This is a genomic window from Streptomyces sp. NPDC028308, assembly GCF_055565855.1.
In genome coordinates, this window is the sequence record NZ_JBVHTO010000011.1 from 282,050 (window position 1) to 304,985 (window position 22,936).

The window sequence follows — 22,936 nt, forward strand, 5'->3', positions numbered from 1 at the left end:
GGTAGTCACTTGCGTACACCGCCTCCCCGTGCAAGCCTGTTGCCTCACCTCTGTTATCGAACACCTGTTCCAAGTGGCAGGTGGAGGGAGGCCGGTCGTGAGGGGCGCACGAGCGACGGGGAGCGCGGTCTGGATCGGCTCGCTCATCCGCCGCTTCCCCGATCTCGTCGAGGAACCGGCCCGCGGGGCCCGGGACGGCCCCGTGAGCGCCCCGGACAGCGGTCCCGCCCACCCGGCGGGGCCGCACCTCGCGGACGCCGTACGCGACATCACCGACGGTGTGACCGAGCTGGAGGAGGCGGTCCGCGAGCGGCTCGGACTGCGGCCCGTCGCGCCCGCCCCGGTACCCGTGCGGCTGCGCCGCGTCGCCGGGCTCCTGGAGCGCATCGCCCGCGACCCGCTGCTCGCCGCGCACGTCGAGGAGGAGGCCCGGCGGATGGCGGCGCGCTGCGCCCGGGCGCTGGGCGACCCCGAGCCGTCGGTTCGGCTGCCGGGCCGCTGCCCGCGCTGCGGCGCGGCGTCCCTGCGGGCGTTCCCCGAGCGGAACGAGGTGCGCTGCGCCGACCCCGTCTGCGGCGCCCTCCCGGACGACGGCACGGACCGACCGTGAACCACTCCCTCGGCCGCCCCACGCACGTGCAGGGGCCCGGGAGGTCTCCCTCCCGGGCCCCTGCACAAGTGAGCGACGCCGTGACGGCTACTGCTCGGACGACCGCTTCGGCCGCCAGACCACCAGCGCGCTCGTCTGCTGGACGTCCTGGTACGGGACCAGGTCCCGGCGGTATGAGGCGTGGACGGCGGCCTCGCGCTGCTGCATCGCGGCCGCGGCTCCGTCGAGCGCCGACTGCATCTCCGCGACCCGGGACTGGAGCGCGGCCACCTGGTTCTCCAGCTCGATGATCCGCTTGATGCCCGCGAGGTTGATGCCCTCGTCCTGCGACAACTGCTGCACCGTACGCAGCAGTTCGATGTCGCGGGCCGAATAGCGCCGGCCCCGCCCGGCCGTACGGTCCGGGGAGACCAGGCCGAGGCGGTCGTACTGCCGCAGGGTCTGCGGGTGCAGGCCGGAGAGCTGGGCCGCCACCGAGATGACGTAGACCGGCGTCTCCTCGGTCAGTTCGTACGGATTGCGTCGACGGCCGATTCCGTCCATGGCGTCCTCATGCTCCCTTCGCGGCCTGGAACAGCTCCGCCCGCGGATCCTCCTCCGCGGTCGCCTCGCGATACGCCTCCAGCGCGTCGCGAGCCTTGCCCGAGAGGTCCTTGGGGACGGCGACCTCGACGGTGACCAGCAGATCGCCGCGGGTGCCGTCCTTGCGGACCGCGCCCTTGCCCCGGGCGCGCATCGTGCGCCCGTTGGGCGTGCCCGGCGGCAGCTTCAGGGTGACCGGCGGCCCGCCCAGCGTGGGCACACGCACCTCGCCCCCCAGCGCCGCCTCCGGGTAGGTGACGGGCACCGTGACGGTGAGGTTGTCGCCCTTGCGGCCGAAGACCGGGTGGGCGTCGACGTGCACGACGACGTACAGGTCGCCGGCGGGACCGCCGCGCTCGCCCGGGGCGCCCTTGCCGCGCAGCCGGATCCGCTGGCCGTTGCTGACGCCGGCCGGGATGCGGACCTGCATCGTGCGCGAGGACTTGGCCCGGCCGCTGCCCCGGCAGACCTCGCAGGGGTTCTCCGCGATCAGGCCGCGGCCCTTGCAGTCGGGGCACGGGTCGGTCAGCGAGAAACCACCACCCGATCCGCGGGCCACCTGGCCGGTGCCGACGCACGTCGGGCACACACGCGGTGTGCCGTTCGCGTCGCCGGTGCCCGAACAGGCCTTGCAGGGCGACTGGGAGGACATGCGCAGCGGCACCGTCGCGCCGTCCACCGCCTCCGTGAAGCTCAGCGTGACCTCGGACTCGATGTCCTGGCCCCGCCGCGGCTGGGTGCGGGCGCCGGTGCCCGCACCGCCGCGGTTGAACAGCCCGCCGAAGACATCGCCGATGCCTCCGCCGAAACCGCCCGCCGCGGTGCCGCCCTGGGCGCCGCCTCCGAAGAGGTCGCCCAGGTCGAAGTTGAAGGAGCCGCCGCCGGCGCCGGGACCGGGCCGGAAGCCGCCGTTGCCGAAGAGGGCGCGGGCCTCGTCGTACTCCTTGCGCTTCTTGGGGTCACCGAGGACGTCGTTCGCCTCGGAGATCTCCTTGAAGCGCTCCTCCGCCTTCGCGTTCCCCTTGTTGGCGTCCGGGTGGAACTCGCGGGCGAGCTTCCGGTACGCCTTCTTGATCTCGGCCTCGGTGGCGTCCTTGGGGACGCCGAGGACCTTGTAGTAGTCCTTCTCGATGAAGTCCTTGGTGCTCATCCTCGACGTCCCTCCTCCCTCGTGCGTACGTCAGCCCTCGTCCGGGCCACCGCTCTCCTTGTCGTCCGCCGCCTCGGCGGTCTCGGCGGAGTCCGCCTTGACGGTCTGCGCGCCGGGCTGGGGCTCGGCGACGGCCACCCGCGCGGGGCGGATGGTGCGCTCGCCGATGCGATACCCAGGCTGCAGAATCGCCACGCACGTCGTCTCTGTGACGTCCGGCGCGTAACTGTGCATCAGGGCCTCGTGGATCGTCGGGTCGAAGGGCTCGCCCTCCTTGCCGAACTGCTGCAGGCCCATCTTCGCCGCGACGGTCTCCAGCGACTCGGCCACCGACTTGAAGCCGCCGACCAGCTCGCCGTGTTCCCGCGCGCGGCCGATGTCGTCGAGCACGGGGAGGAGCTCGGTCAGGAGGTTCGCCACGGCGATCTCCTTGACCGCGATCCGGTCGCGCTCGACCCGGCGGCGGTAGTTCTGGAACTCGGCCTGGAGCCGCTGGAGGTCCCCGGTGCGCTCGGTGAGCGCGGTGCGGGCCTGGTCCAGCTGGGCCGTCAGGCCGACCAACTGTGCTGCTGCGTCCCCGTCCGGGGCCGCCGCCGCCTCCTCCTCCGAGGAGGGGGTGGCGGCCTGCGGCTCGGCGTCGTCAGAGGTGGCGCCGGAGGGGACGTCAGGCTTCTCTTCGAAACCCGGGGTCTCCTCCGTCACGCGGCACCGTCCTTGCGGTCCTCGTCGACGATCTCGGCGTCGACGACGTCGTCGTCAGCGGCCTTGGGCTGCTCGGCGCCGGCACCTTCGGCGCCACCGGCCGCCTGCGCGGCGTTGGCGTCGGCGTACATCGCCTGGCCCAGCTTCTGGGAGACGGCGGCGACCTTCTCGGTGGCCGTGCGGATCTCGGCGGTGTCCTCGCCCTTGAGCGCGGCCTTCAGCTCCTCGATGCCGGCCTCGACCTCGGTCTTGACCTCGCCCGGGACCTTGTCCTCGTTGTCCTTGAGGAACTTCTCGGTCTGGTAGACGAGCTGCTCGCCCTGGTTGCGGGTCTCGGCGGCCTCGCGGCGGGCGTGGTCCTCCTCCGCGTACTTCTCGGCCTCCTGGCGCATCCGGTCGACCTCGTCCTTCGGCAGCGAGGAGCCGCCGGTGACGGTCATCTTCTGCTCCTTGCCCGTGCCCAGGTCCTTCGCGGTCACGTGCATGATGCCGTTGGCGTCGATGTCGAAGGCGACCTCGATCTGCGGGACGCCGCGGGGCGCCGGCGGCAGACCGGTCAGCTCGAACATCCCGAGCTTCTTGTTGTACGCCGCGATCTCGCGCTCGCCCTGGTAGACCTGGATCTGCACGGACGGCTGGTTGTCCTCGGCCGTCGTGAAGATCTCGGACCGCTTGGTCGGGATCGTGGTGTTGCGCTCGATGAGCTTGGTCATGATGCCGCCCTTGGTCTCGATACCGAGGGACAGCGGGGTCACGTCGAGGAGCAGGACGTCCTTGACCTCACCCTTGAGCACACCGGCCTGCAGGGCGGCGCCGATGGCGACGACCTCGTCCGGGTTGACGCCCTTGTTGGCGTCCTTGCCGCCGGTCAGCTCGCGCACGAGCTCCGCGACGGCCGGCATACGGGTGGAGCCGCCGACGAGCACGACGTGGTCGATCTCGGACAGCTGGATGCCGGCGTCCTTGATGACGTTGTGGAACGGCGTCTTGCAGCGCTCCAGCAGGTCGGCCGTCAGCTGCTGGAACTGAGCCCGGGTGAGCTTCTCGTCCAGGTGCAGCGGGCCCTCGGCGGAGGCGGTGATGTAGGGCAGGTTGATCGAGGTCTCGGTGGACGAGGACAGCTCGATCTTGGCCTTCTCGGCAGCCTCGCGCAGACGCTGGAGAGCCATCTTGTCCTTGGAGAGGTCCACGCCGTGGCCGCTCTGGAACTGCTTCACCAGGTAGTCGACGACGCGCTGGTCCCAGTCGTCACCACCGAGGTGGTTGTCACCGTTGGTGGCCTTCACCTCGACGACGCCGTCACCGATCTCCAGCAGCGACACGTCGAAGGTGCCGCCGCCGAGGTCGAAGACGAGGATCGTCTGGTCGTCCTTGTCGAGCCCGTACGCCAGGGCGGCGGCCGTCGGCTCGTTCACGATGCGCAGCACGTTCAGGCCGGCGATCTCGCCGGCCTCCTTCGTGGCCTGGCGCTCGGAGTCGTTGAAGTAGGCCGGGACGGTGATGACCGCGTCCGTGACCTTCTCGCCCAGGTAGGCCTCGGCGTCCCGCTTGAGCTTCTGCAGGATGAAGGCGCTCATCTGCTGCGGGTTGAAGTCCTTGCCGTCCAGGTTGATCTTCCAGTCAGTGCCCATGTGGCGCTTGACCGAACGGACCGTCCTGTCGACGTTCGTGACCGCCTGGCGCTTGGCGACCTCGCCGACGAGCACCTCACCGTTCTTGGCGAAGGCGACGACGGACGGCGTGGTCCTGGCGCCCTCGGCGTTGGTGATGACGGTGGGCTCGCCGCCCTCCAGAACGCTGACGACGGAGTTAGTCGTGCCCAGGTCGATGCCGACCGCACGTGCCATGACAATTCCTCCAGCTGACTTGAGTGGAACGGACTCAAGTGTGCATCACGTCCGGCGCGTGGTCAACAGAGCTGAGTCGAGTGGGCTCAACTCTTATCCGTTCCTTACGCGCAATGAAGCTTTGACCTGGGATTTCGATGGGCCCGCCGACGCGTGTGCCGGGACAACCCGACACCGGGTGCCCCCGCAGCACACACCCACGCAGGGAACGAATACCGCAATATGGTGTGAATGACAGGATCCGGTTCCACCGGGCGGGCCGCGACCCGGCGGCGCGGGGCGGTGCGGCGCCTGAGGCAAGCCTCAGCGACACAGATCACCGCCCGCCTGGCTACAGTGCGGCGCTAGAAATGGGTAGTCTCAGACGGACTGCATAAGTTACCGCTTAGTAATCACTTTCGAAGCACCACCGCGCAGGCCCGAGGAGCCCCCAAATGCAACTCGCCGCGATCATTGTGTCGCTGGTACTCGCCGTCGTCGGCGCGGCGCTGTTCGGCCGAGCCATCGCACAGATCTACCGTTTCGTGCGGCTCGGCCAGGACGTCCCCGCGGGCATCCGCACCGACGACTGGGCAGCGCGTACCGTCACGGTCGTCAGGGAGTTCCTCGGCCACACCCGGATGAACCGCTGGGGCGTGGTGGGCGTCGCCCACTGGTTCGTCGCCGTCGGCTTCTTCTCGCTCGTGCTGACGCTCGTCAACGCCTTCGGCCAGCTCTTCGAGGCCGACTGGGTGCTGCCCGTCCTCGGGCACTGGCTGCCCTGGGAGCTGTTCGTCGAGTTCATCGGCACGATGACGACGCTCGGCATCCTCACGCTCATCGTGATCCGCCAGCTGTCGCTGCCCACCCGGCCGGGCCGCAAGTCCCGCTTCGCGGGCTCGAACTTCGGCCAGGCGTACTTCGTCGAGGCCGTCATCCTCATCATCGGCCTCGCGATCATGACGCTGCGCGGCCTGGAGGGCGCCCTCACCGGCGTGGACCACTACGAGGCCGCCTACTTCGCCTCGTACCCCCTGGTCAGCGCCTTCAGCGGCCTGAGCGTCGGCACCCTGCAGAACCTCGTCTACCTGACCGCGATGATCAAGATCTCGACGTCCTTCATCTGGATGATCACGGTCTCGCTGAAGACGGACATGGGCATCGCCTGGCACCGCTTCCTGGCCTTCCCCAACATCTGGTTCAAGCGCGACGCCAAGGGCGGCACCTCGCTCGGCGGACTGCTGCCGATGACGTCCGGCGGCAAGGCGATCGACTTCACCGACCCCGGCGACGACGACGTCTTCGGCGTCTCCCAGGTGGAGCAGTTCTCCTGGAAGGGCCTCCTCGACTTCTCGACCTGCACCGAGTGCGGCCGCTGCCAGTCGCAGTGCCCCGCCTGGAACACCGGCAAGCCGCTCTCCCCCAAGCTCCTCATCATGTCCCTGCGCGACCACGCGCACGCCAAGGCGCCGTACCTGCTGGCCGGCGGCGGCAAAGACATGGAGGGCAACGAGAAGGCGTCGGCCGAGGCCCTGAAGGGCGTGCCCGCCGCCGCCCTCGCGGAGGCCGAGCGCCCGCTGATCGGCACGCTGGAGGAGAACGGCGTCATCGACCCGGACGTCCTGTGGTCGTGCACCACCTGCGGCGCCTGCGTCGAGCAGTGCCCGGTCGACATCGAGCACGTCGACCACATCGTCGACATGCGCCGCTACCAGGTGATGATCGAGAGCGCGTTCCCGTCCGAGGCGGGCACGATGCTCAAGAACCTGGAGAAGAAGGGCAACCCCTGGGGGCTCGCCAAGAAGCAGCGCCTGGAGTGGACGAAGGAGGTCGACTTCGAGATCCCGGTCGTCGGCCGCGACATCGAGGACCTCACCGAGGTCGAGTACCTCTACTGGGTCGGCTGCGCCGGCGCCTTGGAAGACCGCGCCAAGAAGACCACCAAGGCCTTCGCGGAGCTGCTGCACATGGCGGGCGTCAAGTTCGCGATCATGGGCGGCGACGAGAAGTGCACCGGTGACTCCGCCCGCCGTCTCGGCAACGAGCCCCTGTTCCAGGAGCTCGGCATGGAGAACGTCATGGCGCTGAACATGGCGTTCGGCGAGGAGACGGACGACGAGGGCAAGGTCGTCCCCGAGTCCGCGAAGCCGAAGTCCGCGAAGAAGATCGTCGCGACCTGCCCGCACTGCCTCAACACCCTCGGCAACGAGTACCCGCAGCTCGGCGGCGACTACGAGGTCATCCACCACACCCAGCTGCTCCAGCACCTCATCGACGAGGGCAAGCTGCTGCCGGTCACCCCGGTGGACGGTCTGATCACCTACCACGACCCCTGCTACCTGGGCCGGCACAACAAGATCTACACGCCGCCGCGCGAGATCATGTCCGCCGTCCCGGGCCTGCGCCAGCAGGAGATGCACCGCCACAAGGAGCGCGGCTTCTGCTGCGGCGCCGGCGGCGCGCGGATGTGGATGGAGGAGCGGATCGGCAAGCGCATCAACAACGAGCGGGTCGACGAGGCCCTCTCCCTCAACCCGGACATCGTCTCCACCGCCTGCCCGTTCTGCCTCGTCATGCTGACCGACTCGGTCAACGGCAAGAAGAACGACGGCAAGGCCAAGGAGTCCGTCCAGGTCGTGGACGTTGCCCAGCTGCTCCTGGACTCCGTCAAGACCCCGGCCGACCCCACGGGCCCGGCCGAGGCCGAGAGCACCCCGGAGCCCGAACCCGCCAAGTGAGGCCCGCCGCCCCGGAACGGCGGCCTCGCCGGCCCCGCGCCGGCGCGGCTCCCTGACGAGAAACACCCCATGTCCCCGCGCGAAGCCGGGACATGGGGTGTTCTCGTCCCCGGGCCCGGCAGGGGCCATCATGGGCGGATCGTGGCGCGAAGGCCACCGCCGGACGAGCCTGGAGTCGCCTTGATACGTCTGCGTACCGTGCTGGCCTGCGTGCTGGTGTTCGCCGCCGCCACCGGCTGTGGCGCGGACGAGCCCTCGTCCGACCGCCCCGCGCACGGGCGGCCCCCGGCCGGGAAGCCCGCCGCGGATCCCGACCCGGGCGACTTCAACGGCGACGGCTACGACGACTTCGTCACCGCACTGCAGGCGAAGTCCGCGGGGGACAAGGAGTTCACCCCGAGCCTGATCGTCGTCTACGGCTCGCGGAAGGGGCTCGACCCGGCCTGGACGAGCCGAGCCCGAGTGGCCGAGGGGCAGGAACTCATGTCGGCGCCGCTGCGAGCCGACCTCGACGGGGACGGTTTCACCGACCTGCTGGGCAGCCGCGGCAAAGAGCTGTCCGGCGCGCGGGCGTTCGCGATGTTCGGCGGCCCGCGCGGCCTCGGTCCGGCCTGCGTCCTCGACCTGCCCGAGGGCTTCCGGCCGCTGGCCGCCGCCGACTTCGACGGCGACGGGGCCGTGGACCTGCTGGACGGCGGCCGGGGCGGCACCGGGGACATCGGCTCCAGGGAGCCCGGCACCGGCGGGAGCCTGCGGTACGGGCCCTTCGACCGCGCCGGCACACCCCGGCGCACGGCGCCCCTCGACGTGAACCAGCAGGGCTACAGCACGCCGCGGGCCGCCGCGACCGGCGACTTCGACGGCGACGGCCGGGCGGAGGCCGTCCTCACCTACTCCTACGCCGCCGAGCAGGACGACTCCGCCCCCGCAGGACTGCACACCGTCGGCGTCTACGAGGGCGGCGAGCGGGGTCTCGTCCGCGACACCCGCCTGGAGGAGCGCATCGGCCGCGCGCTGTCCACCTTCGACGGCCCGCGCACCCCGCGCGTCGGCGACGCGGACGGCGACGGCACCGACGACCTGCTGCTGCCGACCCAACTCGTCGTCGCGCCCGCCGACATGCCGGGCACCGGCGGCGCGGTGACGATCCTCTACGGCGCCCGCTCCGGCCTCGGCACGGGGCGCCCCGAGACCGTGATCGGCGACCGCACCGGTGACCGGCGGCGCGTCGACTTCGGCTCGGGACCGGCCGTGGGCGACGTCGACGCCGACGGCCGTCCCGACCTCGTGGTGAACACCCCCGACTTCCGGCGGCACGACGGCAAGGTCACACTGCTGCCGGGCGGAGCGGACGGGGTGCCGTCCACCGCCGGGGAGCAGTCGGTGGACGCCGGAACCGAGGGGCTGCCCGGGACGCCCAACCCGCACTACTGGAACGCCTTCGGGCACCAGCCGCCCCTGCTGGACGTCGACGACGACGGCCACGCCGACGCGGTGGTCTTCGGGCCGCTGTACGAGAAGCGCGCGGGCGCGTTCCTCGTACTGCACGGCTCCGACGCCGGGTTCGACCCGGAGAGGGCGCGGCTGTTCACCCCCGAGGACATGGGCCTGCGGCTGCGGCCCGCCAACTGACCGACCCGGGAACGCCGAGGCCGGCCGGAGGGGCGGTCCCGCTGCGGGCCCGGGCGAGGTCCCCCTGCGGGCCCGGGCGAGGTCCCCCTGCGGCCCGGCCGGGCGAGGCCCCCCTGCGGCCCGGCCGGGCGGGGTCCCCCTGCGGGTCCGGCCGAGGGCCCCTGCGGGTCCGGCACGGGGGCCGCCCCTCGCGGCGCTACGGCCGTGCGTGCCCTTTTCCAGGACCACCGCCGCGCGTACCGCTCCCGTCCGGGACCACCACCGCGCGCGTACGGCTCCCCTCCAGGCCGGTCCCCCAACCACCCGGCACGGAGGCGGAGTTAACCCCGTGGCCATCCGGGCACAACCCTTCGTCCACCTCGTGAGTCACACCGGGGACACCCGTATGCCCCTGTCCCGGGAGTGGCCCATGCGCGCACCGAAGCAGGCCGTCGCGACGACGTGGCGGCCGCCGCCCCTCACCCGTCGCGCGGGCCCCGCCGACCACGTCCGCACCGTCACGCCCGGACCGCGCTGACCCCCGGTCCGGACACCCCCGCGGCCCCCGCCGCCGACCGCTCCCGGCGGCCGAGCCCCCGGCTCCCGTCCGGCGGCCTCCCCGGACCGCCGTCCCACACCCCTCCCCCGTCGCAGAAGCTGGAGTCCCCGTGACCCGCAGACCCCTCCCGGCCGCCGTGCTGTGCACGGCCGTCGTCCTCGCCGTCGCCGGCCTCTCGTCCCCCGCCGCCCTCGCGGCTCCCACCGGCCTCCAGGGCGACTTCAACGGCGACGGCTACGCCGACCTCGCGGTCGGCGTCCCCGGCGCCACCGTCTCCGGCCAGGCCAAGGCCGGTTACGTGAACGTCGTCTGGGGCGGGCCCCAGGGCCCCGGCACCGCCGGCTCGGCCACGGTCAGCCAGGCCACCTCCGGGATACCGGGCACCGCCGAGGCCACCGACCTGTTCGGCGCCCGGGTCGCCGCGGCCGACGTCGATGCGGACGGCTTCGCCGACCTGCTCGTCGGCGCCCCCGGCGAGTCCCTCAGCGACAGCGCGTACGACGAACACGGCACGCTCACCGTCGTGTTCGGCTCCTCCTCCGGCTTCCGCAGCGGCGGAACGGTGGCCGCCAAGGGCGCCGGGGACGCCGACCGGCTGGGCGCCCTGTTCACGGCCGGCGACTACGACCACGACGGGGACACCGACCTCGCGATCGGCACCAGCGGCGAGGAGGGCGGCTCGCTCCTCTTCCGCCCCGGCCCGCTGACCTCCCCCGCCACGACGACGCTCCTCGACGGCTACGACTTCGCCGGTGCCGACGACCTGGCCACCGGCGACTTCGACGGCGACGGCACCGACGACATCGCGGTCACCTGGTCCGGCATGGAGCTGTACGGCACGGCCGTCTGGTCCCTCGCGGGCGGCGAACCCGCCGAGGTCTGGCGCACCGGCGACCACGCCGCCTCCCTGGCCGCCGCCGACCTGAACGCGGACGGCGCGGACGACCTGGTCCTCGGCCACCGGCGCGACAACCCCGAGGCCGACGTGCCCTCACCGTGCCCGGACGAGTCGAGCGGCGCGGTCCTCGTCCGGTTCAGCGCGGGCGGCCTGCGCGACGGCTCCGACGTCTGCCTGTCCCAGTCCTCGGCCGGGGTCCCCGGCACTGCGGAGGCGGGCGACGCGTGGGGCTCCTCGGTGGCGGTGGGCGACCTGGACGGCGACGGGGCGCCCGAGCTCCTCGTGGGCGCGCCCGGTGAGGACGTCGGCTCGCTGGAGAACGCGGGCTCGGTCACCGTGCTGAACGGCACGGGTACCGGCCCGGTCTCCGGCGGCGTCACGTACACGCAGAACACGCAGGGCGTCCCCGGCACAGCCGAGGCCGGCGACCTGTTCGGCGCGACGGTCGCCGCCGGCCGGTACGACCTGGACGGCCTCGCGGACCTCGCCGCCGGCGCCCCCGGCGAGAACTCCGCCACCGGCGGTGTCTGGTACGTCCCGACGACGGACGACGCGTACCCGGTGGGCGCGCGCTCCCTCACCCCGCGCGGCCTCGGCCTGACCGGCGCGAAGGCGTACGGCACGGAACTCGGCCGCTGACCGCGGGCCGGTCCCGCCGGGGACCGGCCGACGGCACCGCGTGGGGCGCACAAGTCACGTGCGCCCCACCGGGAACAGAAGTTCTTCGAAATCACGTACAACCCTTGGATCACTCCGCGGGTCTCCTGTTCGCCGACCGCCCCGTTACACCCAGGACAACTCCAGGAAAACGCGGGCGACGAGCACCCCATCGACTGTGGACGCCCGCCAGGCGTTCCCCGCATGCCGCAGGAGAATCCCGCATGCACAAGCACTTCCGCATCGCCCTCGCGACGGCCGCAGCGGCCACGCTGACGGGCGGCCTGCTCACCTTCACGACCACCACGGCCCTGGCCGCGGACTCGGTCCACCACCACGAGGCCGACTTCAACGGCGACGGCTACGGCGACACCGCGTTCTCCGCGGGCGACGCCACCGTCGGCGGCAAGAAGGAGGCCGGCCAGATCGTCGCCCTGTACGGCTCGGCGACCGGCGTGACCTCGACGAACCGCACGACCGTCAGCCAGAACACCACGGGCGTCCCGGGCTCCGCCGAGACCGGCGACCACTTCGGCTGGGTCAGCGCCTACGGCGACTACAACTCCGACGGCTACGACGACCTCGCCGTGTCGGCCTCGTACGAGGACGTCGACGGCGACACCGACGGCGGCACCGTCCTCGTCCTGTGGGGCTCCTCGCAGGGCCTCACCGGCGGTACGACGATCAAGGACCCCGCGGTCTCCTCGCACGACCGCTGGGGCAAGACGCTCGCCGCGGGCGACTACGACGGCGACGGCAAGGACGACCTCGCGATCGGTTCGAGCGAGAGCACCATCTACGTCTACAAGGGCGGCCTCACGCCCGCCGGCGGCTACGGCGCCCGCGCCACCGTCAAGCCCCCGATCCAGTCGGGCGGCCCCACCGGTCCGATCAACCTGACCGCGGGCGACGTGAACGGCGACGGCAGGACCGACCTGGTCGTCGACGGCTACGAGACCGACAGCACCGCCGGCTGGAACACCAACTACTACATCCCCGGCTCGGCCTCCGGCCTGGTGTCCTCCGGCGCCGTGGAGCTCAAGCGCGGTGTGATCACGGGCATCGGCGACGTGAACGGCGACGGCTACGGCGACATCGTGACCGGCCAGGACTGGGACCCCTCCACGGACGACGACACCCCCTCCGTGCCCGAGTCGGTGACCGGCGGCAAGGTCCACGTCATCTACGGCTCCTCCGCCGGCCCCGACTACACCGTGGCCGTGAGCCAGAACTCCGGCTCGGTCCCCGGCGATTCCGAGCGCGGCGACTGGTTCGGCGGCGAGCTCTCGCTCGGCGACATCAACGGCGACGGGTTCCAGGACCTGGCCGTCGCCGCCGCGGGCGAGAACCTGAACAGCGTCGTCAACACCGGCGCCGTGACCGTCCTGTACGGCTCCGCGTCCGGCCTCGACACCGGTTCCGGCGCGCAGTACTTCGCCCAGTCCACGGCCGGCGTCCCCGGCTCGGACGAGAGGAACGACTACTTCGGCGCCGAGGTCAAGCTCACCGACGTCACCCACGACGGCCGCGCGGACCTGCTGGTCGCCGCGAGCGGCGAGAACGACTTCAACGGCTCGGTCACCTACCTGCCCTCCGGCGGCACGAAGATCACCACCACCGGCGCGCGCGCCCTGGCGCCGTCCGCGGTCGGCGTCTCGACCGACGGCTACCCGGTGTTCGGCGCCAACGCGGCCAACTGACCCACGCCTTCCGCCTGTCGGGCCCGCGCCGCTCCCGGCGCGGGCCCCCTCCCACTTCCGGAGCCCTCGCATGCGCCTGCGCACCACCACGGCCCTCGCCGCCCTCCTGGCCGCGGGAACCGCCCCCGTGACCCTCGCCGCCCCCGCCTCCGCCGCCGTCGCCAAGCACTACGACGACTTCAACGGCGACGGCTACCGCGACCTCGTGTACGGCAGCGCCTACGCCGGTGTCTCCGGCGACGGCGGCTGGGAGGGCGGCGCCGTCACCGTCGTGTACGGCAGCGCCTCCGGGCTCGACACCGCGCACCCCCAGGTCGTCCACCAGGACAGCCCGGGCGTGCCCGGGACGGGCGAGGAGGACGACACCTTCGGCGAGAGCCTCGCGAGCGCGGACCTCGACAAGGACGGTTACGCGGACCTCGTCGTCGGCAACCCCATGGAACACGTGGGCAGTTACGAGTACCGCGGCTCGGTCACGATCCTGTGGGGCTCCCGCTCGGGGCTGAGCGGCGGCACCAACGTCACTCCCCGGTCCGGGGCGTACGGCCACTTCGGCCGCGACGTGGCCACCGGCGACTTCACGGGCGACGGTTCGCCGGACCTCGCGGTCGTGGGCGGCGAGGAGGCGTGGCTGTACCGGGGCGCCTTCACCCGGGCGGGCGGCACCGGCAGCGTCAGCAAGATCGACAAGGTGGACGGCGGCTGGTACTCCGGCGGTCTGGCCGCCGGCAAGGTCGACGGCGACGGCAAGGCCGACCTGATCGTCCTCGGCGACCAGTTCTACGACGGCGCGGACCACCACCGGGCCTGGTTCCTCAGGGGCACGGCGAGCGGCCTGTCCTCGGGCCCGTCCAAGACGCTCGGCAGCGCGCCCTACGAGGCCGCCGTCGGCGACTTCGACAAGGACGGCTACGGCGACGTCGCGCTGGCCCTGCCCGACGCGAGCGGCGGGAAGGGCGCGGTGACCGTCTGGAAGGGCACGTCCGCCGGACCGGGCGGCTCGGCCACGTACACCCAGGCCACCTCCGGCGTCGCGGGCAGCCCCGAGGCGGGTGACGACTTCGGCTACGACGTCACGGCGGGCGACACGAACGGCGACGGGTACGCGGACCTCGCGGTCGGCGTACCCCACGAGGCCGTGGACGGACGGGAGTACCAGGGCGGCGTGCACCTCTTCCGGGGCGGCCCGGGCGGCCTCGGCGGCACCCGCTCCTCCTGGATCGCGCAGTCCGTCATGGGCGCCCCCGACTCCCACACGTCCTTCGGCTACACCGTGCGCCTGCGCGACCTGGACGCGGACGGCAGGGCGGACCTCGCCGTCGGCGCGGCCACCGGCGGTCTCGTCCTGCGCGGCACCGCCACGGTCCCGTCCGTGTCCGGCCCGACGGTCCTGCCCGAGTTCGGCGGCACCTTCACCGCCTGACCCGAACGCCCCGGGTGCGGGGCCCCGCACCACCACGTTGGGCCTACCCGGAGCGTCAAGCGCGCTCGCGTACGGGAAGACCCTGAGCAGCCACTGAGACCAGGCCCGTTGCCCCCTTAGGGGATGTCACAGCTCGGCCGCAAAGCCGGGTCCATTGCCCCGGCCCCGGCACGTCACTCTCCGGGACCAGGTACGTTCGATTACGTGGCTGGATTCAGGATCGGACGCGGCCGGGACAACCGCACCCCGCAAGGGCGACCGCAACAACACCCGCGGCAGCAGCCGTACGGACAGCAGGCCCCCCAGGGCCAGGGCTCGACGTACGGCTACCCACCCGCGCCGCAGCAGCAGTACGGCGGACAGCCCTACGGCGGTCAGCCGAACGGCGGCGGGTGGCCGCAGGGCGGCCAGGGCGAGCCGGAGTACTTCGGCGACGACGGCCGCCAGGGCTACCAGCAGGGGCCCGACCCGTACGCGGCCAACCAGCCGGGGCACACCCAGGCCTTCGCGATCGGCGAGGACCCGTACAACCAGGGCGAGACCTACCGCGCGGGACAGGCCCCGGCCCCGCCGGTCGGCCCCCGTCTGCACTGGAAGGACCTGCTCAAGGGCATCGTCCTCCGCCCGAACCAGACCTTCCTGCAGATGCGCGACTACGCGATGTGGGGCCCCGCGCTCGGCGTCACGTTCCTCTACGGCCTGCTCGCCGTCTTCGGCTTCGACGGCGCCCGCGAGGACGCCATCAACGCCACGCTGTCCAACGCGGTGCCGATCGTCCTCATCACCGGTGTCGCGATCGTCCTCAGCACCTTCATCCTCGGCGTGGTCACCCACACCCTGGCCCGCCAGCTCGGCGGCGACGGCGCCTGGCAGCCGACGGTCGGCCTCTCCATGCTGATCATGTCGATCACGGACACCCCGCGTCTGCTGGTCGCCATGTTCTTCGGCGGCGACGCCTCCTTCGTGCAGCTCCTCGGCTGGGTGACCTGGCTGGCGGCCGGCGCCCTGCTCACGCTGATGGTGTCCCGCAGTCACGACCTGCCCTGGCCCAAGGCCCTGGGCGCGTCGGCGATCCAGCTGATCGCCATCCTGTCGATCGTCAAGCTCGGCACGTTCTGAGCGCACCGGCACCCGGGCCCGTCCGCGGCGGTTCAGACCGCCGGGGCGGGCTCGATGTTCTGGTTGACGTGGAAGAGGTTGTGCGGGTCGTAGGCGCGCTTGACCGCCGCCAGCCGGTCGTAGTGGTCGCCGTAGGTGGCCCGGACCCGGTCCCCGCCCTCGTCGGCGCCCAGGAAGTTGACGTACGCGCCGCCCATGGAGTGCGGATGCAGCTCCTCCCAGTAGTCGACGCACCACTGCCTGATCGTCTCGGCGTTGGCCGGGTCGGGGTCGACGCCGCCGACGATGCCGGACCACACGGCGTCCCGGCGGGCCCACGCGGTGTCGTCCTCGCCGACCCGCCCGGCGGCCCCGTCGACCGGGTACATGTGCATGGTCGACAGGGCGGTCGGGATGCCCTCCGCGTACTTGGCGTGGACCTCGACGGCGTCGTCGGTGATCCGGTCGAAGAGGTCACCGCGCCAGTACCACTGGAGCCCGGCCGGGATCAGCTGGTCGAACATGCTCTGGACCGCCGGGTACGGCATCGGCGCCGTGAAGTGGAAGGTGGGCGGCCCCGCCTCGTTCACCGGCGCCAGCATCTCCTCCACGCGGTCCGGGTCCCCGCTCCAGCACCACACCACGCCGCACATCTTCTGCCCGTGGATCTCCTCGGTGAACGGCGGCCCCGGCGGCACGACGAGCACCGCGAAGAACCCGTTCAGGTCGTCGGGCGCCTGCGGCAGGAACGAGCGGTACCAGCGCAGTACGTCCCCGATGCTGTCGAGCGACCACAGGGTGATCCCGAGCGAGACGGTGTGCACCGGGTGCAGGCGGTAGGTGAAGGACGTCGCGATGCCGAAGTTCCCGCCGCCGCCGCGCAGCGCCCAGAACAGGTCCGCGTGCTCCCGTTCGCTCGCGGTGACGAAGCCGCCGTCGGCGAGCACCACGTCGGCGGAGAGCAGGTTGTCCGCGGTCAGCCCGTACTTGCGGGTGAGGTGCCCGTGCCCGCCGCCGAGGGTGAGGCCCCCGAGGCCGGTCGTGGACATGATGCCGGTGGGCGTGGCCAGGCCGAAGGCGTGGGTGGCGTGGTCGAGGTCGCCCAGGGTGGCGCCGCCGCCGGCCTGGGCGGTCTGCGTCACCGGGTCGACGCGGACCCCGCTCATCGGCGACAGGTCGATGGTGACGCCGTCGTCGACCATGCTCAGCCCGGCACCGCTGTGCCCGCCGCCGCGTACGGCCGTCTCGAGGCCGCGGTCGCGGACGAAGTCGACCGCCGCCATCACGTCCCCGGCGTCCCGGCACCGCACCACGGCGGCCGGCCGGCGGTCGATCATCGCGTTGTAGACCGTGCGGGCCCTGTCGTACTCGGAATCCTGCGGAGTGATGACCGGACCGCGCAGCGCGGTCCGCATCGCCTCCCACGTGCTGGCGTCCATGGCGATCGCTCTTCCTCGCGGGGCCCCGGCGCCGTCATGAGCCGCTGGCGCGATCGCACCTCACGGGTCCCACACGGACACCGACGGGGCTGACCATTCCAGCGTCACGCCGTGGCGCGGCGCCCGCATCTCAGCACGCCGGACCGGTATCCGGGCGCGCGCCGGCCCTGCGGTAGCGTCTGTGCGGCTCCGGGGGGACCGGGCCAGGGGGAGGATGTCGTGCGGATACGGGTTCGGGAGATACGCGGCCGGCGGGCCCGGCGATGGATCGTGTTCGGGGCGATCGCGTTCGGGTCGCTGTTCCTGGTCGTCGGACTGATCCTGACGGGCGTGTCCGTCTCGTTCCTGGCGGACGCGGAGCGCACCTCCGGCACGGTGACGGCCCTGGAGTGGCGGCGCGACCACGACAGCGGGACCCGCACGAAGCGGATGAGCGACCGGCGCGTGGCGTACCCGGTGGTGGAGTTCGTCTCGGCGGACGGCACGACGCACCGGTTCCGCGACCACACGGGCTCCAACCCGCCCTCGTACGAGGAGGGTGAGCGGGTCGGGGTGCTCTACCGCGCGGACTCCCCCGAGGACGCGCGGATCGACGGCTTCGCCTCCCTGTGGCTGCTGCCGCTGGTCTTCGGCGGGATCGGGCTGCTGTTCGCGGGCGTAGGCACGACGGTGGCCCTGGTGACCCGCGAACGCCCCCGGCCCACGGCCTGACCCGGACGCTCCCGGCCCACGGCCTGACCCGGGCGCCCGGCGTCCCCCTGGTTCAGAGCGCCTCGGTGTTCGGCCGGGCCGCTTCCCCGGACCTGCTGACGGGCGGGAGGACGCTCCACGGGAAGTTGATCCACTCGTCGGTGCGCTTCCACACGTACTCGCACTTCACGAGCGACTGGGACTTCTCGTAGATGACGGCGCTGCGGACCTCGGCGACGGCGTCCACGCAGAAGTCGTGCACGAGCTTCAGCGTCTTGCCGGTGTCGGCCACGTCGTCCGTGATCAGGACCTTCTTGTCGGAGAAGTCGATCGCGTTCGGGACGGGCGCCAGCATGACCGGCATCTCCAGGGTGGTCCCGACGCCGGTGTAGAACTCGACGTTGACCAGGTGGATGTTCTTGCAGTCGAGGGCGTACGCGAGGCCGCCGGCCACGAACACCCCGCCCCGCGCGATGCTCAGCACGATGTCGGGCTCGTAGCCGTCGTCGACGATGGTCTGGGCGAGTTCGCGCACGGCGACGCCGAACCGCTCGTAGGTCAGGTTCTCCCGCACGTCGCTCATCCGCTGCTCGCCGCTCCCGCTCACACCTGGGTCCGATGGAAGTTGAGGAAGGACCGCGAGGCGGTCGGCCCGCGCTGGCCCTGGTAACGGGACCCGTACCGCTCGCTGCCGTACGGGAACTCCGCCGGCGAGCTGAGCCGGAACATGCACAGCTGCCCGATCTTCATCCCCGGCCACAGCTTGATGGGCAGCGTCGCGAGGTTGGAGAGCTCCAGCGTCACGTGCCCGGAGAAGCCGGGGTCGATGAAGCCGGCGGTGGAGTGGGTGACCAGCCCGAGCCGTCCGAGCGAGCTCTTGCCCTCCAGCCGGGACGCCAGGTCGTCGGGGAGGGAGACGACCTCGTAGGTACTGGCCAGCACGAACTCGCCGGGGTGCAGGATGAACGGCTCGTCGCCCTCGGGCTCGACGAGCCGCGTGAGGTCGGCCTGCTCGACGGCGGGGTCGATGTGGGGGTAGCGGTGGTTCTCGAACACCCGGAAGAACCGGTCGAGTCGCACGTCGACGCTCGACGGCTGCACCATGGTTTCGTCGTACGGATCGATGCGGACCCGTCCGGCGTCGATCTCGGCCCGGATGTCCTTGTCTGAGAGAAGCACGCCCCGAGGATACGCAAGGCGCGCGGACCGGCCACAATCGTGGCCGGTCCTGCGCGCCTGTCTGTTCCGCTCTCCGCGGCGCGGACGGCGCTGCGTGTGTATTTCCGCGCTGACGGGATACGCGGGTTACTGCTTCTGCAGTGACACCGGTACGACGTTCCGGAGCCGCGCACATCGCGGACACCGGATCAACCGGCCGGGGCCGAGCCGCTCGGCCTGCTGCATCGGCAGCGAAGCGGTGCTGAACACGTGCCCCTCGGCACAACGGACGACGGTGCGCTCCATCAAGTCCTCAGAGTCCCTTCCCCAAGAGCCGCGTCTGGCTGACGACGAAAGCCACATTACGGGATGAAAGAGACGGGCCGACAGGCGGCACTCCGGTCCCGCCCGGGCCCTCTTCCTCGCCTGCACCGTACGCCCCAACTCGGCCCGCCCGCAGCGGCATCCACCCCCTGAAACGCCGCGAGGCCCCGCGGCTTCGGCGCCGGGGGCCTGGCATGAGGTAGAGTGAGCGGGCATTCGACACCGGCTCAACCGGCGTCTTACGCGGGTGTAGTTTAATGGTAGAACATCAGCTTCCCAAGCTGAGAGCGCGAGTTCGATTCTCGTCACCCGCTCCATGATGAAACCCCAGGTCAGTGGCCTGGGGTTTGTTTGTTGTCCAGTCCAATTTGGGGGTTGCGTGCCCTCCGCGTGCCCTAAGCCGCGCCGAGGTGCCATCGAAAGGGACATCGAAGGGCCGTCTCTGATGACATATCAGCTGATTTTCGCGAATGGCGAGACGCATTAGTGACCTGCGCCACTAATGGGCGGCAGGGTAGGGAAGTCGCGGACGCAAAGCGGCGGGGCCAGGGCCGTGATGCTGCCGCGAGAGAGGTGGAGCGGGCGGGTCGCAGTCGGCGAGGCCATGGAGGACTCGGTCGTGGCCTCGCGCGAAGCGCCTCGCTGTGCCCCAAGACCGCGCTACCGGGGCAGGGGGCACCCGCATCCGCAGCGAGAAAGGCACCCGATGGGGCGGACGCCCCCTCACAACCGCAGCCTGATCCAACCCGGCGAACCTACGCGGTCACAGCATTAGATCGCTGCCGTTGCGGCTCCGGCTGGCCGCGCTTCAGCGAGGCAGCAGGACGTCGACCTGCCTGCGGATGTCCTGCACGATCTCCTCGACGCTCAAGGCGATGTTCACGCCTGCCGCCATGCTGAGGAACATCACGGCGGACACGATGTGTGCCAGCGTCGCGGCGTCGCTCTCTGCGACCCGATCGTCTCGGCGCAGCACGGCGGCGACGGCCTCCTCGGTCTGCGCGACGATGGCCAGCGCCGCGCCGTGCCGGGGCTCCTCGGGGTCGCCGAAGACCATCTCTCTCAGGTAGGTGCGTCCGTTGTCGATCTGGATGCGGTTGCACTCGACGATCGGCCGGACGATCGTCAGCACCGCGTCCAGCACGCCCGGGACGGTCTCGGCGTCCGCCCGGCCCTGCTCAAGTGCTTCGACGTACTTGGCGTTCTGGACAAGGAGGAGGAGTTCGCCCTTGGTCTTGGCATAAAGGAACAGGGTCCCGGTGCCGATGTCGGCCTGGTCGGCGATCTGCTGGGTCGTGACCTCATCGACGCCGTGTTCGGCGAACAGTTCACTGGCGGCAGCGACGATGCGGTCAAGTTTCTCCTGCTTGTTCCGCTCGCGCCGTCCGACCGACTGGGAGGCGACAGACATGGGTGGTGTCCTCGTGCGTTCTGTGTCGCCCGTCGCGGTTGCGGCGGGTCAGCTGTTGTCGATGACGGCCTTGCCGCGGATGCCGCCCTGGGACAGGGACTGCAGCGCCTGCGGGGTCTGGTCGAAGCCGACCACCTTTCCCACGACCGGACGCACCACGCCCTGGTCGATGAGGGTGGTGATCTGGCGGAGCTGGTCGCCGCTGGCGCGCATGAGCATGAACTCATACGTCACGCCGAGCTTCTTCGCCTGCTTGCGGATCTTGCGGCTCAAGGCGGCGACCCCCAGGCGCAGCAGCGGGTTGAGGCCGGCCTCGCGCGCGAAAGTGGGCTCTGGGGGACCAGCGATCTCGATGGCTTTGCCGCCGGGCTTGAGCACCCGCAGGGACTTCTCGAGAGTCTCCCCACCGAGGCTGTCCAGCACCAGGTCGTAGCCGGTCAGGAGCTGCTCGAAGTCCTGGCTGCGGTAATCGATCACCGTGTCCGCGCCGAGCGCGCGCACGAAGTCCGCGTTGGACCCGCTGGCGGTCGTGGCGACGCTCGCACCGAGGTGCGCGGCGAGCTGGATCGCGATCGAACCGACCCCGCCGGCCCCGGCGTGGATGAGAACCTTCTGCCCGGGCCGCACCTTCCCGCGCTCCACCAGCGCCTGCCACGCCGTGAGCGCCACCAGCGGCAGCGAGCCGGCCTCATTCATGCTGATCGAAGCGGGCTTGAGCGCCAGGTCGCCCTCCGCCACGGCGATGCGCTCGGCGAACGTGCCGATGCGGTCCTGGTCGGGCCGACCGTAGACCTCGTCTCCGGGCTTGAAGCCGCGAACCGCCGTCCCGACGCTGATGACAGTGCCCGCGACATCGTTGCCCAGGATCAGCGGCAGCTTGTAGGGCAGGATCTGCTTCAACTCACCGGCGCGGATCTTCTCATCCAGCTGATTCAGTCCGGCGGCCTCCACCCGGACGAGCACGTCGTGCTCCCCCACGGTGGGTTCGGGGACGTCCGCCTCCTGCAGCGGCTCCTTGTACTTGGTGACGACGAACGCTCGCATGGGGCACTACTCCTTGTCTTCATCCTATTTATCCAGGCGTGAGGCCGGATCAGCCAATTCGGCGTGGCCATGGGACCTCGCCTCACTCACTCAACCCGAGTGCACTCAATTATGAGTCTGCTCAGGATTATTTTCAACCGAGGGCGTCCTGGGCCCGCAACGCGCCCTCCCCGGTGCCACATACCGGCCGCGTGCACCCGTCGGCAGCAGCGGGCCCCGGCCACCACCGAAGACACCCCTCCGGCCCGAGCCGCAGCCCTGTCTCCGCCCCGTGCGAGCCGCCCCGGCCGTCACCGAAGCACCCCCGCGAGCCGCAGCCCCGCCCCCTCCGAAGCCCCGAGCCGCAGTTCCGTCCTGTCCGGCCGTGCCCGCAGGTCCGCCCCGTCCCGTTCGGCCGCGCCCGGAGTCCCGGGACCGGTCGGTCCCGGGACTCCGGGCGCAGCCGACCCGGCCGGGGCGGCCGGCGTCAGGCGACGCTCAGGACGATCTTCCCGGTGGTGCGGCCCTGCTCGCCGACCTCGTGCGCCTTCGCGGCCTCGGCCAGCGGGACGACGGTCTCGACCACGGGCGTGAGCGCGCCCCGCTCGGCCAGGGCGGCGATCTCGCGCAGACCCAGGTGGTCGGGCTCGACCAGCATCCACACCGCCCGCACGTGGCTGGGGACGTCGTCGGGGACGTCGTCGGGGCCGGGCAGGGTGATCAGCCGGCCGCCCGGGCGCAGCACCGTCAGGGACCGCTCGGCGTTCTGGCCGCCGAGCCCGTCCAGCACCACGTCCACGTCCCCGACGGCGTCCTCGAAGCGGACCGTGCGGTAGTCGATCACCTCGTCCGCGCCCAGCTGCCGCAGCAGGTCGTGCTTGCCGGCGCTGGCCGTGCCGATGACGTACGCGCCGCGGGCCTTGGCGATCTGCACGGCCAGGTGGCCGACCCCGCCGGCCGCCGCGTGCACCAGCACCCGCTCACCGGCGCGCACCCCCTGCCCCACTCATCTCCGCCACCGAGTGGCACATCGACGCCGACGCCCGTGCCTGGCTCCAGCACCACGGCCACCTCGACCGACTCGGCGAGCACGCCCTGCACGCAGCGGACGAGAAGTGGCGCGCCTACCGGACTCCATGGGCGCCCCGCACCGCCGCCGCATGGGCCATCGACTGGCGCGCGTGGATCGCCCGGGAACACACCCCCGCCCCTGGCCGCCCCAACCTCTACGCCCCGCCCGGTGGCACCACCACCCCGCCCACCGGCATGACGCGCTCCGAAGCACACATGGCCGCCCTGCTCGCCGCACTCGACGAACCGACCGGAACGGAGTAACC

The 22,936-nt window shown here is 71.7% G+C and carries 17 protein-coding genes, 1 tRNA gene and 2 pseudogenes; 10 read left to right on the top strand and 10 right to left on the bottom strand.

Annotation, left to right across the window (positions count from 1 at the left end):
• The first annotated feature begins 97 nt into the window (after positions 1 to 97).
• On the top strand, positions 98 to 610 hold the full coding sequence (locus ACZ4VA_RS26295; RefSeq protein WP_468082658.1) for a hypothetical protein: 513 nt from the start codon (positions 98 to 100) through the stop codon (positions 608 to 610).
• 87 nt (positions 611 to 697) lie between these two features.
• On the opposite strand, the gene ACZ4VA_RS26300 is transcribed toward ACZ4VA_RS26295, so the two are convergent.
• The 4 genes from ACZ4VA_RS26300 to dnaK are packed head-to-tail and all read right to left on the bottom strand — an operon-like array spanning position 698 to position 4,891.
• On the bottom strand, positions 698 to 1,153 hold the full coding sequence (locus ACZ4VA_RS26300) for a heat shock protein transcriptional repressor HspR (protein ID WP_355785531.1): 456 nt from the start codon (positions 1,151 to 1,153) through the stop codon (positions 698 to 700).
• Between the two features lie 7 nt (positions 1,154 to 1,160).
• Entirely contained in the window at positions 1,161 to 2,342 is a 1,182-nt protein-coding gene (gene dnaJ / locus ACZ4VA_RS26305) for a molecular chaperone DnaJ (RefSeq protein WP_355785528.1), read from the bottom strand.
• 30 nt (positions 2,343 to 2,372) lie between these two features.
• Complete coding sequence (gene grpE, locus ACZ4VA_RS26310; RefSeq protein WP_355785525.1) at positions 2,373 to 3,044, bottom strand: nucleotide exchange factor GrpE; 672 nt, start codon at positions 3,042 to 3,044, stop codon at positions 2,373 to 2,375.
• Complete coding sequence (gene dnaK / locus ACZ4VA_RS26315) at positions 3,041 to 4,891, bottom strand: molecular chaperone DnaK (RefSeq protein ID WP_355785522.1); 1,851 nt, start codon at positions 4,889 to 4,891, stop codon at positions 3,041 to 3,043. Before dnaK ends, grpE begins: the two co-directional genes overlap by 4 nt.
• A 434-nt stretch (positions 4,892 to 5,325) precedes the next feature.
• On the opposite strand from dnaK, the gene ACZ4VA_RS26320 reads away from it, so the two are divergent.
• The 6 genes from ACZ4VA_RS26320 to ACZ4VA_RS26345 all read left to right on the top strand — a co-directional run bounded on the left by ACZ4VA_RS26320 (position 5,326) and on the right by ACZ4VA_RS26345 (position 15,575).
• A complete protein-coding gene (locus ACZ4VA_RS26320; RefSeq protein WP_468082661.1) occupies positions 5,326 to 7,608 on the top strand; it encodes a (Fe-S)-binding protein in 2,283 nt (760 codons plus the stop codon).
• 180 nt (positions 7,609 to 7,788) lie between these two features.
• The gene (locus ACZ4VA_RS26325; protein WP_468082662.1) at positions 7,789 to 9,240 is read left to right on the top strand and encodes an FG-GAP repeat protein; all 1,452 of its coding nucleotides are present in this window, start codon (positions 7,789 to 7,791) and stop codon (positions 9,238 to 9,240) included.
• 647 nt (positions 9,241 to 9,887) lie between these two features.
• Positions 9,888 to 11,315, top strand: coding sequence for an FG-GAP repeat protein (locus ACZ4VA_RS26330; protein WP_356163771.1), 1,428 nt, complete (start codon positions 9,888 to 9,890; stop codon positions 11,313 to 11,315).
• 242 nt (positions 11,316 to 11,557) lie between these two features.
• Positions 11,558 to 13,033, top strand: a complete 1,476-nt coding sequence (locus tag ACZ4VA_RS26335; RefSeq protein WP_356163770.1) for an FG-GAP repeat protein — start codon at positions 11,558 to 11,560, stop codon at positions 13,031 to 13,033.
• Positions 13,034 to 13,103: 70 nt separating this feature from the next.
• The gene (locus tag ACZ4VA_RS26340) at positions 13,104 to 14,456 is read left to right on the top strand and encodes an FG-GAP and VCBS repeat-containing protein (protein ID WP_468082665.1); all 1,353 of its coding nucleotides are present in this window, start codon (positions 13,104 to 13,106) and stop codon (positions 14,454 to 14,456) included.
• A 123-nt stretch (positions 14,457 to 14,579) separates the two neighbouring features.
• Positions 14,580 to 15,575: a YIP1 family protein gene (locus tag ACZ4VA_RS26345; RefSeq protein ID WP_355790469.1), complete on the top strand. Its 996-nt coding sequence runs from the start codon at positions 14,580 to 14,582 to the stop codon at positions 15,573 to 15,575.
• Positions 15,576 to 15,607: 32 nt separating this feature from the next.
• On the opposite strand, the gene ACZ4VA_RS26350 is transcribed toward ACZ4VA_RS26345, so the two are convergent.
• Entirely contained in the window at positions 15,608 to 16,993 is a 1,386-nt protein-coding gene (locus ACZ4VA_RS26350; protein ID WP_355790466.1) for an FAD-binding oxidoreductase, read from the bottom strand.
• Positions 16,994 to 17,212: 219 nt separating this feature from the next.
• On the opposite strand from ACZ4VA_RS26350, the gene ACZ4VA_RS26355 reads away from it, so the two are divergent.
• Positions 17,213 to 17,704: a DUF3592 domain-containing protein gene (locus ACZ4VA_RS26355; protein ID WP_355790463.1), complete on the top strand. Its 492-nt coding sequence runs from the start codon at positions 17,213 to 17,215 to the stop codon at positions 17,702 to 17,704.
• Between the two features lie 52 nt (positions 17,705 to 17,756).
• Here the strand turns inward: ACZ4VA_RS26355 and ACZ4VA_RS26360 are convergent, their stop codons facing one another.
• Both ACZ4VA_RS26360 and dcd read right to left on the bottom strand, forming a co-directional pair.
• Positions 17,757 to 18,266 carry a phosphoribosyltransferase gene (locus ACZ4VA_RS26360; RefSeq protein WP_356238042.1) on the bottom strand — a complete coding sequence of 170 codons (510 nt, stop codon included), beginning with the start codon at positions 18,264 to 18,266 and terminating at the stop codon, positions 17,757 to 17,759.
• A 20-nt stretch (positions 18,267 to 18,286) separates the two neighbouring features.
• Positions 18,287 to 18,862 carry a dCTP deaminase gene (gene dcd, locus ACZ4VA_RS26365; protein WP_355790461.1) on the bottom strand — a complete coding sequence of 192 codons (576 nt, stop codon included), beginning with the start codon at positions 18,860 to 18,862 and terminating at the stop codon, positions 18,287 to 18,289.
• A gap of 546 nt (positions 18,863 to 19,408) precedes the next feature.
• Here dcd and ACZ4VA_RS26370 point away from each other — a divergent pair.
• Positions 19,409 to 19,482: transfer RNA gene (locus ACZ4VA_RS26370), tRNA-Gly, on the top strand.
• A gap of 491 nt (positions 19,483 to 19,973) precedes the next feature.
• Here ACZ4VA_RS26370 and ACZ4VA_RS26375 read toward each other — a convergent pair.
• The 3 genes and pseudogenes from ACZ4VA_RS26375 to ACZ4VA_RS26385 form a co-directional block, all read right to left on the bottom strand.
• A complete protein-coding gene (locus ACZ4VA_RS26375) occupies positions 19,974 to 20,576 on the bottom strand; it encodes a TetR/AcrR family transcriptional regulator (protein WP_355786897.1) in 603 nt (200 codons plus the stop codon).
• A gap of 48 nt (positions 20,577 to 20,624) precedes the next feature.
• The gene (locus tag ACZ4VA_RS26380) at positions 20,625 to 21,620 is read right to left on the bottom strand and encodes an NADP-dependent oxidoreductase (protein WP_389390098.1); all 996 of its coding nucleotides are present in this window, start codon (positions 21,618 to 21,620) and stop codon (positions 20,625 to 20,627) included.
• Positions 21,621 to 22,086: 466 nt separating this feature from the next.
• A pseudogene (locus tag ACZ4VA_RS26385) lies at positions 22,087 to 22,593 on the bottom strand (NADP-dependent oxidoreductase); the annotation flags it as partial.
• On the opposite strand from ACZ4VA_RS26385, the pseudogene ACZ4VA_RS26390 reads away from it, so the two are divergent.
• Positions 22,524 to 22,934, top strand: a pseudogene (locus ACZ4VA_RS26390) (helix-turn-helix domain-containing protein); the annotation flags it as partial. The pseudogenes ACZ4VA_RS26385 and ACZ4VA_RS26390 overlap by 70 nt on opposite strands.
• Between the last annotated feature and the right edge of the window lie 2 nt (positions 22,935 to 22,936).